Origin of the sequence: Cryobacterium levicorallinum (genome assembly GCF_004402405.1) — a bacterium.
Taxonomy (GTDB): domain Bacteria; phylum Actinomycetota; class Actinomycetes; order Actinomycetales; family Microbacteriaceae; genus Cryobacterium; species Cryobacterium levicorallinum.
Genome location: NZ_SOFE01000003.1, coordinates 70,776 through 85,005 on the forward strand (window position 1 = coordinate 70,776; position 14,230 = coordinate 85,005).

At 65.5% G+C, this 14,230-nt stretch carries 9 protein-coding genes; 4 read left to right on the forward strand and 5 right to left on the reverse strand.

Going from position 1 to position 14,230, the window contains the following annotated elements; translation table 11 throughout:
* The first annotated feature begins 155 nt into the window (after positions 1–155).
* Complete coding sequence (locus E3O11_RS02050) at positions 156–2,291, forward strand: leucine-rich repeat protein (protein WP_092451324.1); 2,136 nt, start codon at positions 156–158, stop codon at positions 2,289–2,291.
* Between the two features lie 134 nt (positions 2,292–2,425).
* On the opposite strand, the gene E3O11_RS02055 is transcribed toward E3O11_RS02050, so the two are convergent.
* From E3O11_RS02055 to guaB1, 3 genes are all read right to left on the reverse strand, one after another.
* Entirely contained in the window at positions 2,426–3,496 is a 1,071-nt protein-coding gene (locus E3O11_RS02055) for a hemolysin family protein (protein WP_092451326.1), read from the reverse strand.
* Positions 3,493–4,830: a hemolysin family protein gene (locus E3O11_RS02060; RefSeq protein ID WP_092451385.1), complete on the reverse strand. Its 1,338-nt coding sequence runs from the start codon at positions 4,828–4,830 to the stop codon at positions 3,493–3,495. Before E3O11_RS02060 ends, E3O11_RS02055 begins: the two co-directional genes overlap by 4 nt.
* A gap of 177 nt (positions 4,831–5,007) precedes the next feature.
* Complete coding sequence (guaB1, locus tag E3O11_RS02065) at positions 5,008–6,447, reverse strand: GMP reductase (protein ID WP_092451328.1); 1,440 nt, start codon at positions 6,445–6,447, stop codon at positions 5,008–5,010.
* Positions 6,448–6,629: 182 nt separating this feature from the next.
* Between guaB1 and E3O11_RS02070 the strand changes: the two genes are divergently transcribed.
* Positions 6,630–10,409, forward strand: a complete 3,780-nt coding sequence (locus tag E3O11_RS02070) for a multifunctional oxoglutarate decarboxylase/oxoglutarate dehydrogenase thiamine pyrophosphate-binding subunit/dihydrolipoyllysine-residue succinyltransferase subunit (RefSeq protein WP_092451387.1) — start codon at positions 6,630–6,632, stop codon at positions 10,407–10,409.
* Between the two features lie 312 nt (positions 10,410–10,721).
* On the opposite strand, the gene E3O11_RS02075 is transcribed toward E3O11_RS02070, so the two are convergent.
* Together E3O11_RS02075 and E3O11_RS02080 are read right to left on the reverse strand one after the other, a co-directional pair.
* Positions 10,722–10,964: a zf-HC2 domain-containing protein gene (locus E3O11_RS02075; RefSeq protein WP_092451330.1), complete on the reverse strand. Its 243-nt coding sequence runs from the start codon at positions 10,962–10,964 to the stop codon at positions 10,722–10,724.
* The gene (locus tag E3O11_RS02080; protein ID WP_092451332.1) at positions 10,961–11,629 is read right to left on the reverse strand and encodes a sigma-70 family RNA polymerase sigma factor; all 669 of its coding nucleotides are present in this window, start codon (positions 11,627–11,629) and stop codon (positions 10,961–10,963) included. The genes E3O11_RS02075 and E3O11_RS02080 overlap by 4 nt, the downstream gene beginning before the upstream one ends.
* 105 nt (positions 11,630–11,734) lie before the next feature.
* Between E3O11_RS02080 and aroA the strand changes: the two genes are divergently transcribed.
* Positions 11,735–13,096, forward strand: coding sequence for a 3-phosphoshikimate 1-carboxyvinyltransferase (gene aroA / locus E3O11_RS02085; protein ID WP_092451334.1), 1,362 nt, complete (start codon positions 11,735–11,737; stop codon positions 13,094–13,096).
* Complete coding sequence (gene rsgA, locus E3O11_RS02090; RefSeq protein ID WP_092451336.1) at positions 13,097–14,206, forward strand: ribosome small subunit-dependent GTPase A; 1,110 nt, start codon at positions 13,097–13,099, stop codon at positions 14,204–14,206. It begins immediately after the preceding gene.
* The last annotated feature ends 24 nt before the right edge of the window (positions 14,207–14,230 follow it).

Here is a 14,230-nt window from a genome sequence, read left to right on the forward strand (position 1 = left end):
GCAAATGGGGGGGGGTGCTCGAAGTAGGCTCAAAATTCGGCGTGTGTCGAAACCCTCTGACGACCACGCCCGCCGGTGGCCGAGTCGTCACGTTCATCTATCTGGAGGTCGCAGTGTCTGTAGGTTTTTCCCTTTCGCGAGGGGCGTCGAAACGGATGCTAGCGGCATCCGTCGTCGGTTTACTCGTGGCCAGCTCGATCGCACTGATCGCCGGACCGGCACAGGCCACGACGGCAGGCTTCACCGCCGCGAACGGCATTGTCTACGGACCGAGCGCTGGTGACGGAACGATTACCGCCATTGGCTATACCGGGTCGGACACGACCGTTGTGATTCCTGCCACGGTCCTAAAGGACAGCACGAGCTTCCCGGTCACCGCCATTGATGAGTACGCATTTTATGGGAAGAACCTGAGCTCTATCACCCTCTCCGAGGGGCTCGTTAGCATTAGCAGTCATGCCCTCGGTGGAAACCTGATGACGGCTATCACCATTCCGGCGTCAGTGAAGAACATTGGTCAGGACATCTTCTATGAGGGCGCAGTCGTATCGGTGACTTTCGCCGGCCTCGCGCCGACACTCGATGACTCTAATGCCACCTATCCGCCGCTGGGTTGGGGTTCTAGGTATGACGGTGTCGTGGTTACGCCTGTGACGGTGCACTATCTGTCGCAGTTCGCAGTTGACGGAGGGTTTACGTCGGGAGCGTGGACGGACTACCTCACCGTGATCGACCCGATCGTGTCGTTTGACCTGACCGAGCACGGCGGCTCGATTGATTCGCAGCGCTTGATCGCGGGCGAGCTGGCCGTGCCTCCTACTTTGACGGATACCGAGGTCGGTTGCTGGACCAGCGATGCAGAGAGGATGACGAAGTTTGATTTTTCGGTCGCCCCGACCACGGATGTTACCCTGTACGCGAAGTGGGCCTCGTGTACGGCGTTCACCGCCGCAAACGGCATCACGTATGACACGAGCGCTGGCGACGGAACGGCGACCGCCGTTAGCCTTACTGATGCGGCGTCGAGGATCGTTGAGATTCCCGACACGGTCGAAGATATGAGCACGACCTATACGGTCACCGCCATCGGAAACAGCGCCTTTGCCTATAAGAGCATCACGGAAATCACCATTGGCAACAACGTGACCACCCTTGGCTCTTCGGCCTTTAAATCCAACTTGTTGACATCGATTAGCATTCCGGCGTCCGTGAAGACCATCGGCGGCAGCGCGTTCCACACGAACAGTTTCCTTTCGCCACTCGACATTCCAGGGTCAGTGGAAAGCATCGGCGCCGCGGCATTCGCAAACGACGGCCTGACCTCGGTCACCCTGCACGAGGGGCTCCAGTTCATTGGAGGGTATGCTTTCGCAAACAACGCAAGGCTGACGGCGATCAGCATTCCGGCGTCCGTGAAGACCATCGAAGCGAATATCTTCTATGGGGCCCCCGTCGTGTCAGTGGCTTTCGCCGGCGCAGCGCCAACGACAGTCCTCGGCGCCGACGACCTCGAGCCGTCGCTGGGTACGGCTGAGGGCTTGAAGGTGCACTATCTTTCGAAGTTCGGAGTTGACGGAGGGTTTACGACGCCGACATGGATGGGCTACACCACTGTGATTGACCCGATCGTGTCGTTTGACGTCACCGGGCACGACCCGATTGCTGAGCAGCGCTTGGTGGCGGGCGAGCTGGCCGTCGATCCTGAGCCGACGGACGCAGACTTCGATGGCTGGTACACCACGGCAGACTTCACAACGGCGTTTGATTTTTCGGTCGCCCCGACCGATGACGTGACCGTGTACGCGAAGTGGGCCACGGCTGATGTGGTTACGTCTACCTCACCGACCCTCACGCTCGACCTTGGCCTGGCCGTTGGCGACGTCGTCGCCGGCGCCCCGGTAACCGTGTCCGGCGCCGGACTGGCCGTCGGCTCGGACTACACCGTCATTCTGCGCTCCACCCCGGTACTGCTGGCCGGCGGAACGATCGACTCCACTGGCGCGTTCACGGCCAGCGCGATTCTGCCGACCGGAGTGACGGCCGGACAGCACACCGTGACCCTGACGGGCACAGCCACTGACGGCTCGGTCATCTCTCGCGTCGCCTACCTCACGGTCAGCGCAACCGGGACGGTCACCTACCTCTCCTACACCGCAGCGGATGCCGCCACGACCGTCACCGCGGCGCTCGCGGCGACCGGGTTCACCGCCGCGCCGCTCGGCTTCGCCGCCCTGCTGCTGCTTCTGGCCGGAGCCACGCTCGTCGCCGCCCGACGTCGGAGCGTCGCGTAACGCATCCACTGAAGACGGCCCTCACCACGCGAATCACGCGGGTGACGGCCGTCCTTCGCGTACTCCGCACGCTCGGGCCACTCGCCGATCGAGGCGCGAGCTTGCGAGCGATCAAGATCCCCGAGCTGCGCGGGCTACTCGCGGCGGGTGGCGTCTTGCACTTCGCCGACGAGCTCCTCGATGATGTCCTCGAGAAAGAGCACCCCGGTGGTTTCGCCTTCTGCGGTGAACGAGCGCGCGAGGTGCGCGCCAGAGCGACGCATGGTGGCGAGGGCATCTTCGAGGTCGGTGTCTTCAAAGATTGAAATCAGGGCACGGATGCGCTTGGCCGGGATCCGCCCCGAGTAGCTGTCCGGTTCCGCGAGAGTTGCTTCCCCGGCCGATGCGATATCGAGGTCGAGAACGTCCTTCAGGTGCACGTATCCGGTGAGATAGCCCTCGGCATCGGCCAGCACATACCGGGAGAACCCGTGGCGAGTGACGGCCTTCTCCACGTCGGCCGGAGTGGCCGACTCGGGCAGGCTGACCAGCTTGGACAGACCAACAGCCACGTCGCGCACCTTAAGGTTGGTGAACTCGAAAGCCGCGGTCAGGGCGCCGGTCCCGTCGCTCAGCACACCCTCTTTGGTGGACTGCGTGACGATCGTGGCGACCTCGTCGAGCGTGTACGCGCTCGTCGCCTCATTCTTCGGCTGCACGCCAAACAGTCGCAGCACACCATTCGCGCAGGCGTTGAGCGTGACGATCACCGGACGAAAGACGCGGGCGACGAACACGAGGGGCGGGGCAAGCAGCAACACGGCCTGGTCGGGGACCGAGAAAGACAGGTTTTTCGGTACCATCTCGCCGAACACCACGTGCAGGTACGAGACCAGCAGCAGTGCGACGATGAAGGCGATCGTGCCGATCAGAGCCTCCGGCAGGCCGGTCAGGGCCAGCGGCACCTCGAGCAGGTGGTGGATCGCCGGTTCGGAGACATTCAAAATGAGCAGCGAACAGACCGTGATGCCCAGCTGCGAGGTCGCGAGCATGAGCGTTGCGTGTTCCATCGCCCAGAGCGCGGTCTTGGCGCTGCGTTTTCCTGCCTCGGCGAGCGGCTCAATCTGGGAACGACGCGCCGAGATGACGGCGAATTCCGCTCCGACGAAGAAGGCGTTGGCGGCGAGCAGCACGACCAACCAGGCAAGTCCGGCCCAGTCGCTCATTTGTCGCTCACCTTCTTTCGATCAGTCTTGGGCCCGGGCGGAACCGCCGGCTCCGGCGCCACCTCCGGGGTGAAACGCAGCCGGTCGATGCGACGCCCTTCCAGGCGCTCAACGGTGAGGAATCCGCCCGGCACCGGTACGCGGTCGCCGGTGACCGGCAACCGCCCCAGCTCGCTCATCACAAAGCCGGCCACGGTCTCGTAGGGGCCCTGTTCCGGCACGACGACACCGGTACGATCGAGCAGTTCATCCGGTCGCAGCATTCCGGGAAAGGTCAGCGAGTCGGGCGAGCGCACGACGCCGGCCCTGGCTCGGTCGTGCTCGTCGGCGACCTCGCCGACCAGTTCCTCGACCAGGTCCTCCAGGGTGACGACGCCGGCGGTTCCACCATATTCGTCGACGACGATCGCCATCTGGTAGCCACGACCGCGCAACTCGCCGAGCAGGTCGTCGAGTTTCATCGTTTCGGGCACGCGAACCGGGTCGGTCTGCAGGGCCGACACCGGCACATCCGCTCGCCGATTGCGCGGCACGGCCACCGCCTGCTTGACGTGCACGACACCCGCGACGTCGTCGACGCTCTCGTCGACGACCGGGAACCGGGAAAAACCGGTGGAACGCGCGAGGTCGATGATGTCCTGCGCCGAATCGGTGCGGTGGATACTCGCGACCCGCGGGCGCGGAGTCATGACATCGGAGGCGATGTGTCCGGAGAACATCAACGTGCGGCGCAGCAGGGTCGCGGTGTCCTTCTCGAGCAGCCCGGCGCTGGCCGAGCGGCGTACGAGCGAGGAGAGCTCTTCAGCGGTGCGGGCACCCGAGAGCTCCTCCTTGGGTTCGATGCCGAACGCGCGCAACAGGCCGTTGGCGCTGTTGTTGAGCACGAGCACGGCCGGTTTAAACATGGCGGTGAACGCGGTCTGAAACGGAATGACCAGCCGAGCGGTCGGAATCGGCAACGCAAGCGCAAAATTCTTCGGGACCAGTTCGCCGATGACCATCGACACGAGGGTCGCCGAGACGATGGCGATCGTGGTGCCGAAGACGGGAACCAGGTCAACCGGCAGCCCGGCCGCGGTGAGCGGGCTGCGCAGCAGGGACGAGAGGGCCGGTTCGATCGTGTACCCGGTCAGCAGCGTGGTCAGGGTGATGCCCAGTTGCGCACTCGACAGGTGGGTCGAGGTGATTTTCAGCGCCGCGATGGTCATGGCGAGACGGGTTTCCCCGCGATCGCGGCGCACTTCAAGGTCGGCGCGATCGAGATTCACCAGGGCGAACTCACTGGCGACGAAGATGCCCGTTCCCACCGTGAGGATGAGGCCGAACCCGAGCATGATCAGCTCAGACAAGGATTTCACCGCCGGCAGTCACGGGCGAGGGTTTGTCAGGCGAGGGTTCAGCGGTGGGAGGGTCATCCATTATTTCTCCGAGTATACCGGGCGCACCTGCCTGCGCGCCCGACCACACCCACCAGCGCAGCACGAGAACCGTCCGGCAGCGCCCGCCCACATCTACCAGGAGACCGGCAGAGCCTTGCCCTCTTCGTACCCGGCCGCCGACTGAATGCCCACGAGCGCTTTCTCGTGAAAGTCGGCGACGGTGGTGGCGCCGGCGTAGGTGAACGACGAGCGCACGCCAGAGGTGATCATGTCGAGCAGGTCCTCGATCGACGGCCGCAGCGGGTCGAGGTAGATCTTCGAGCTCGAGATCCCCTCGGCGAACAGGGTCTTGCGGGCGAGGTCGTAGGCGTCGAGGCGCTCGAAGCGTGCCTGAACGGCCTTGGTCGAGGCCATTCCCCAGCTTTCCTTGTACAGCGCGCCGCGGGCATCCGTATTCAGCGTTCCTGGCGCCTCGGTCGTGCCGGCAAACCAGGAACCAATCATGACGGATGCCGCCCCAGCGGCCAGCGCGAGGGCCACGTCCCGCGGGTAGCGCACTCCCCCGTCGGCCCAGACGTGCGCGCCGAGCTCACGGGCCGCGGTGGCAGTTTCGAGCACGGCCGAGAACTGGGGCCGACCGACGGCGGTCATCATGCGGGTGGTGCACATGGCGCCCGGACCGACTCCCACCTTGACGATCGTGGCGCCGGCACCGACCAGGTCGCGCACGGCGTCCTTGGTGACGACGTTACCGGCCACGATCGGCAGCCCGAGGTTCAGATCGGCGACGATGCCGAGGGCACGCAGCATGCCGTCTTGGTGGCCGTGCGCGGTGTCGATCACCAGAATGTCGACGCCGGCGGCGGCGAGGGCGCGGGCCTTGGCGGCGACGTCGCCGTTGATGCCGATCGCGGCAGCGACCTTGAGCCGACCGCGGGCGTCCAGTGTCGGCTGGTACAGGGTGGAGCGCAGGGCGCTCTTGCGGCTGAGCGTTCCGACGACGGTGCCGTGGTGCAGCACCGGCGCGAAATCGATGTCAGCCTCCGTCATCAGGTCGAAGGCGCGGCGCGGCCCCTCGACGTCGTCGGCGTCGAGCGCGGCGAGTTCACCGTGCAGCAGATCGCCGAGGCGCGCATCGGGTAGCGCGGTCGCCAGCCGGCTGGCGACGATGCAGCCCAGGTAGTCTCCGCTGGTGGAGTGGATGACGATTCCCTGGCCGGGCGAGGCCGGAACCTGCCGCAACGCCATCTCGACGGTATCGTCCGGGGCAAAGGTGAACGGCGTGTCGAAACGAACCGATTGGGCTTTGACCCAGCGGATAGCGGCATCGAGGTCCTGCAACGGCATGTCCTGCGGCAGCACTCCGAGCCCTCCGCGGCGGGCCAGCGAGGCAGCCAGGCGTGGACCGGTGACCGAGTTCATATTCGCCGACACGATCGGAATCGTCGCATCCGTACCGTCATTCGGTGCCAGGGAGACATCCAACCGGCTAGTGACAGCCGATTGTCCGGGCACCAAAAACACGTCGGAGTAAGTCAAATCATGGCTGGGCGTCGTTCCATAGAACTGCATACCAAGAACGCTAGCCGTTCGACAGGGTGTTAGTGGTCGCGTGGGATGGGATTAGGCTGGACAGTAAGACTGACCTGGCGGTCACGATCGTCAGCGACAGGCTCAATGAAAGCGCAGAATGACCCGGCAACGGACCTTGCCGAGGGCATCCAAATTCAAAGCAGAGAGTGGGCGATCCCACGGTGTCAAGCCAGGTAACCGGTGGAGCTTCTGACGAGACAACGTCAGGCGAATTCGGAGCAAACGAGTGGCTCGTTGACGAATTGTATGAGCGATTCCTGATCGACAAGAACTTGGTTGATGAGTCGTGGTGGCCGGTGTTGGAGAGCTACAACCAGACCGCGAACACTCCCATTCCAGCGGATGCTGCCCCCGCAGCAGCGCCAGCAGCATCCGTTTCACCGGCGCCGGCCGCACCCGCCGCAGCCGCACCCGCCGCCGTCCCGGCCGTACCGGCAGCGCCAGCTCAGGTGGCTGAGAACCAGCCGACGGCCCGCACCACCTCGAGCGCGCCGAAGCCGGCCCCGGTTCCCGCCGACGCTCCCGTCACCAGCCCGCAGACCGTCGTCACCGACGAGTCAGCGCCGGTCAAGCAGGACAAGGTCGTTCCGCTGCGCGGTATGGCGAAGTCACTCGCGACCAACATGGTTACGAGCCTGACCGTGCCGACCGCGACCAGCGTGCGCACCATCCCGGCCAAGCTGCTCATCGACAACCGCATCGTCATGAACAACCACATGAAGCGGGCACGCGGCGGCAAGGTCAGTTTCACCCACCTGATCGGCTGGGCGCTGATTCGCGCGCTCAAGATGTTCCCGAGCCAGAACGTCTACTACGACGAGGTCGACGGCAAGCCCTCCGTGGTCGCTCCCGCCCACGTCGGCATGGGCCTGGCCATCGACATGCCCAAGCCCGACGGCACCCGCGCCCTGCTGGTTCCGGCGATCAAGCGTGCCGACACGATGACCTTCGGCGAATACCTCGCCGCCTACGAAGACCTCGTCACTCGCGCCCGCCAAAACAAGCTCACGGCCGACGACTTCGCCGGAGCGACCCTGTCGCTGACCAATCCGGGCGGCATCGGCACCGTGCACTCGGTGCCCCGCCTGATGAAGGGCCAGGGCTGTATCATCGGCGCCGGCGCCCTCGACTACCCGGCCGAATTCCAGGGCTCGAGCGTCAAGACGCTCACCGGCCTGGCCATCTCAAAGACCATCACCCTCACCAGCACCTACGACCACCGCGTCATCCAGGGTGCAGGGTCGGGCGAGTTCCTCAAAATCGTGCACGAGCTTTTGATCGGCCAGCACAACTTCTACGAAGAGATCTTCTCCGCCCTGCGCATCCCGTACGACCCGATCCACTGGGCCCCGGACATCAGCGTCGACCTCGCGAGCGCCGTCGACAAGACCGCGCGGGTGCAGGAACTGATCAACTCGTTCCGCGTGCGCGGCCACCTGATGGCCGACATCGACCCGCTCGAGTACTCACAGCGCAGCCACCCCGACCTCGACATCGCCACCCACGGGCTCACCTTCTGGGACCTCGACCGGTCCTTCGTGACCGGCGGTTTCGGAGCGAAGCGCCAGATGCTGCTGCGCGACATTCTCGGTGTGCTGCGTGACTCGTACTGCCGCACCACCGGCATCGAGTACATGCACATTCAGGACCCGGCCCAGCGCAAGTGGGTGCAGGAGAAAATCGAGAAGTCGTACGTCAAGCCCACCCACCACGAGCAGATGCGTATTCTGGCCAAGCTCAACGAGGCCGAAGCCTTCGAAACGTTTCTGCAGACCAAGTACGTCGGTCAGAAGCGCTTCAGCCTCGAGGGCGGCGAGTGCACCATTCCGCTACTGGACACCATTTTGCAGGGCGCCGCCGAGCAGGGTCTCGACGAGGTCGCGATCGGGATGGCCCACCGTGGCCGCCTGAACGTTCTCACCAACATCGCCGGCAAGACCTACGGCGAGATCTTCCGCGAGTTCGAGGGCACGCAGGACCCACGCACCGTACACGGCTCCGGCGACGTGAAGTACCACCTCGGTACCACGGGCATGTTCCGCGGTGAAGACGGCGCCGAGATTCCGGTGTCGCTGGCAGCGAACCCCTCGCACCTCGAGGCCGGCGACGGCGTGCTCGAGGGCATCGTGCGCGCCAAGCAGGACCGCAAGCCGATCGGCACCTTCTCCACCCTGCCGATCCTCATCCACGGCGACGCCGCGATGGCCGGCCAGGGCGTCGTACTCGAAACCCTGCAGATGTCCCAGCTGCGCGGCTACCGCACCGGCGGAACCGTACACATCGTGGTCAACAACCAGCTCGGGTTCACCACCCTGCCGCAGGATGCCCGCACCAGCGTTTACGCCACCGACGTCGCCAAGACCATCCAGGCGCCGATCTTCCACGTCAACGGGGATGACCCGGAGGCCGTGGTACGCGCCGGCGAACTAGCCTTCGCCTACCGCCAGGAATTCAAGAAGGATGTCGTCGTCGACCTCATCTGCTACCGCCGTCGGGGCCACAACGAGGGCGACGACCCCTCGATGACGCAGCCGCTGATGTACAACCTGGTCGAGGCCAAGCGCAGCGTGCGCAAGCTGTACACCGAGGCGCTCGTCGGCCGTGGTGACATCACCGAGGAAGAATACGAAGCCGCCCACCGCGACTTCCAGGATCGCCTCGAGCGCGCCTTCCTCGAGACCCACGCTGCCCAGACCGCGTCAATCCCGGTCATCACGCCGGAAATGGCCGCCACGGCCAAGGCCGAGGCTGAAGCTCAGGCCCGTGAAGACGCCGCAGGTGAGCCCGAGACCACCGGTGTCCCGGAGAGCGTCATCCAGCTCATCGGTGATGCATTCAATAACAAGCCGGCCGGTTTCACCGTGCACAACAAGCTGCAGCAACTGTTGCAGAAGCGCCTCGACATGAGCCGCAACGGCAATATCGACTGGAGCTTCGGCGAACTGCTCGCGCTCGGCTCGCTGCTGGTCGAGGGCACCCCGGTGCGTTTTGCCGGACAGGATGCCCGCCGCGGCACGTTCGTGCAGCGTCACGCGGTGCTGCACGACCGGGTGAATGGCCAGGAATGGCTGCCACTGGCCAACCTCAAGGACAACCAGGCCCGATTCTGGATCTACGACTCATTGCTGAGCGAATACGCCGCCATGGGCTTCGAGTACGGCTATTCGGTGGAACGCGCCGACGCGCTCGTGCTCTGGGAAGCCCAGTTCGGTGACTTCGCCAACGGTGCGCAGACCATCATCGACCAGTTTGTGTCCTCCGCTGAGCAGAAGTGGGGCCAGCGGTCATCCGTTGTGCTGCTGCTGCCGCACGGCTACGAGGGTCAGGGCCCTGACCACTCCTCAGCCCGCATCGAGCGATTCCTGCAGCTGTGTGCCGAGGAAAACATGACCGTGGCGCGCCCGTCGACGCCCGCGTCGTACTTTCACCTGCTGCGTCGCCAGGCCTACATGCGTCCGCGCCGTCCGCTGATCGTGTTCACGCCCAAGTCGATGCTGCGCCTGCGCGGAGCGACGAGCGCCGTGTCTGAATTGACCAGCGGCAAGTTCGAAGCGGTCATCGACGATGCACGCGTGAACGACAAGAACGCCGTCAAGCGCGTTCTGTTCATGGCCGGAAAGATCTACTACGATCTGCTGAACGAACTCGAGAAGAACCCGAACCCCGAGATTGCCCTCGTGCGCGTCGAGCAGTTCTACCCGCTGCCCGCCGTTGAGCTAAAGAACGTCGCCGCCCAGTATCCGAACGCCGAACTGGCCTGGGTGCAGGACGAACCGGAGAACCAGGGAGCCTGGCCGTTCTTCTACCTGGAGACCAACAAGCTCGGCCCGCGAGCCATCCGGCTGTTCTCCCGTCCCGCGTCGGCCTCGCCGGCGGCAGGTTCGGCCAAGCGCCACGCGGTCGAGCAGGCCAAGCTGCAGCGCGAGGCGCTCACGCTGTAACCGCACATGAAAATGGAGGGTGACCCCGGGGTCACCCTCCATTGGTGTTCCTGCGCGGCGGCGGGCGCGGCCTGGCGGCCCGTGCCTGGCCGGTTGCAACCGGGGCGGGTGCGACGAACACGTGCCCTCAGCGGATGCGCGCGGTCACGCCGCCGCTCGCGGCCCTGGTACCGCTCGTGGCACCCCGCGCTAGAGTGCCACGATCCATGACGAGTGCCACGAGGCTGCGGCGTGGCCGGCCCGCGTGCGAGCGCGGTGGCATCCGTTTGCCTGCCAGCGAACAGCGACAGGCGATTGAACGTGCGCGCTCAGCTAGTGCGAGGCCTGGAGGGCGCGCAGCTTGAGCAGGACCTGGTCGCGCAGAACTTCGGGCGCGGTTTCCTTGCAGGCGCGCTGCATCACCTCGGTCATGGTGCGTCCGATCAGGTGTTCGGCGCTGCAGTCGGTGCAGGTCGCGAGGTGCTCCTGAATGTCGGCCGCATCGTCTTTGCGGAGTTCGTTGTGCAGGTATTCTTCGAGTTCGGCCTTGGCCTTCTCGCAACCACAATCGGTCATTTGCTTGCGCTCCCGGATGTTTTCTGTCCCTGGCCTAGTCCGCGCTCGGCCGCGTAACCGGCCAAGAGCTCACGAAGGAGTCGCCGGCCACGGTGCAGGCGGCTCATCACGGTGCCAATGGGTGTTTTCATGATTTCGGCGATCTCCTGGTAGGAGAAGCCTTCGACGTCGGCGAAGTACACGGCGAGTCGGAAGTCTTCGGGAATGGACTGCAGTGCTTCTTTAACGGCGCTGTCCGGCAGATGGTCGATGGCCTCGGCCTCGGCCGACCGTCCTGACATGGCGGTCGTCGACTCGGCGCCGCCCAGCTGCCAGTCTTCGAGCTCATCGATGGTGCCCTGATAGGGCTCACGCTGCTTTTTGCGGTACTGGTTGATGAAGGTGTTGGTGAGGATGCGGTAGAGCCAGGCCTTGAGGTTGGTGCCCTGCTCGTACTGCGCGAACGCGGCGAAGGCCTTGACAAAGGTCTCCTGCACGAGGTCCTGGGCATCGGACGGGTTGCGGGTCATGCGCATGGCGGCAGCGTACAACTGGTCGAGGAACGGCAGGGCCTGTTCTTCGAACAGTCCGCGGGTCTGCTCGCGCAGCTCGGCCTTGGTCGGTGCAACCAGTTCTGTGTCGTCAACCGGAATAGATTCCGAATTGACGGGCGTGTCTGAAGTCATCACGGGCAATTCTAGGCCGTTCCCCACAGCCAGGGGTCGTTCTAACAGCATTGACACCGTCACGGGCCTCCCTCAGATTGTTATCACCGACTATTCTGATAACCGATGTTGATCTCGAGATATTCCAAGCCGGAGTTTGATCCGTACGGCGACAATTCACCGACCGAAGTGGATGTCTGGTGGCCGGCGCCGAGCATTGGCGCGCCATTGCAGGCGGTGCTGGCTCTGCCGGGCTCGAAATCCCTGACCAACCGGGAGCTCGTCGCATCCGCTCTCGCCAGTGAACCGTCTCTGCTGCGCGCGCCGCTGCACTCGCGCGACAGCGATCTCATGGTCGATGCCCTGCGGCAGCTCGGCGCCACGATCGAGGCCGTTGCGGGCGACGGGGCGTTCGGAACGGACCTGCTGGTGACCCCGCCCGAGGAATTGCTTGGCTCCACCACGATCGATTGCGGCCTGGCCGGCACGGTCATGCGTTTTCTGCCCCCGCTCGCAGCCCTCGCGCTCGGCCCGACCACGTTCGACGGCGATTCCGGTGCGCGACGCCGCCCGATGGGTCCCATCATCGGCGCTCTGCGCGACCTCGGCGGCGATATCAACGACGATGGCAAGCACGCCCTGCCCTTCACCGTGCACGGCCGCGGAGCGGTCACCGGCGGAGCGGTCACCATCGACGCCGGCAGCTCAAGCCAGTTCGTGTCGGGGTTACTGCTGGCCGGCGCACGCTTCGAGCACGGGCTGCACCTCACCCACTCCGGCGAACGGCTGCCGAGCCTGCCACACATCGAGATGACCATCGAGGTGCTGCGCGCGCGCGGCGTCGACGTGTCTACGCCGAACGTCGGCGAGTGGATCGTCGCACCCGGCCTGCTCGCCGGTCGCACGGTCGACATCGAACCCGATTTATCAAACGCGGCACCGTTTCTGTGCGCCGCGCTCGTGGCCGGCGGCAGTGTCACCATCACCGGCTGGCCGGAGACGACGACGCAGGTCGGGGCCGACCTCGCCCAGCTGCTGCCGTTGTTCGGCGCCGTCGTCACGCGCGCCGGTGACCGGCTCACCGTCACCGGGGGCGAGCACATCGTCGGCGTCGACCTGGATCTCTCCGCTGGCGGGGAACTCGCCTGCACCCTCGTCGCTCTGGCCGCCTTGGCCTCGACGCCGAGCACGATCACCGGCATCGGGCACATTCGCCACCACGAGACCGACCGTCTCGCCGCACTGGCGACCGAGATCAATCGGCTGGGCGGCAAGGTCACCGAGCTGTCCGACGGCCTCCGGATCGAACCGGCGCCCCTGCACGGCGGCCAGTGGCTCAGCTACGACGACCACCGCATGGCCACGGCCGGTGCGCTGATCGGCCTCGCCGTGCCCGGCGTCGAGGTCGAGAACATCGGTACGACCGCGAAGACGCTCCCCCAGTTTCCCGAGCTGTGGCACGCGATGATCTCCGAAGCGGCGCTGTAGATGCCCGTGGCGCCGCCCGCTGACGGTTCTGAGGGTCTTGCCGAGGACCTGGCCGGCGATCCCGGCGACACCTGGTGGGCCTCCGCCGCCGACGACGAACCGGAGTTCGACGAGTCGAGCGTGCGGGTGCGCCCCGGCCGCAAGGGCAGTAAACCGCGCTCCAAGACCAGGCCGAGCCATCAGGATGCGCTGACCGGGCGCATCCTCTCGGTAGATCGCGGTCGCTACACCGTCATGCTCGACGAGAATCTGCCCACCGAGCGTCGAATCACAACCGCGCGGGCCAGCGAGCTGCGCAAAAAGGCCGTCGTCAACGGCGACCGGGTCGACATCGTCGGCGACACCACCGGAGCCGAGGGCAGCCTGGCCCGCATCGTGCGCATCGTGCCGCGCGACACCCTGCTGAGGAGGAGCGCCGACGACACCGACGCCGTCGAGCGGGTGATCGTGGCCAACGCCGACCAGATGCTGATCGTGGTCGCCGCGGCCAACCCGGAGCCGCGCATCCGCTTGGTGGATCGCTATTTGGTCGCGGCCTATGACGCCGGCGTGAAACCCATTCTCTGCATCACCAAGACCGACCTCGCCGACCCCGCCGCGTTCCTGGCCAACTTCGCCGGCCTCGACCTGCCCGTGTTTCAAAGCGGGGAGGGCGGGATGCCGATCGAGGAGATCTCTGCGGCGCTGGTCGGCCACGACACGGTCTTCGTCGGGCACTCCGGCGTCGGCAAGTCCACGCTCGTGAATGCGCTCGTCCCCGGCACCAACCGGGCCATCGGCGTCGTCAACACCGTCACCGGGCGCGGGCGCCACACCTCGTCGTCGACGGTGTCACTGCGCCTCGAAACGGATGCCGGCCGCGGGTGGGTTATCGACACCCCCGGCGTTCGCTCCTTCGGCCTCGGTCACATCAACACCGACAATATTCTCAAGGCCTTCACCGACCTCGCGACGATCGCGGAGCGCTGCCCACGCGGCTGCACTCACCTGCCCGATTCGCCGGACTGCGCGATCATCGACGCGGTTGAGGCCGGCGAGCTTGGCGACACCGGCCAGGTGCGCCTCGACTCGCTGCAACGGCTGCTCGCCACGTTTGCGCCCGCCCGCTGAGTCTGCTCTCGATACGATGGAACC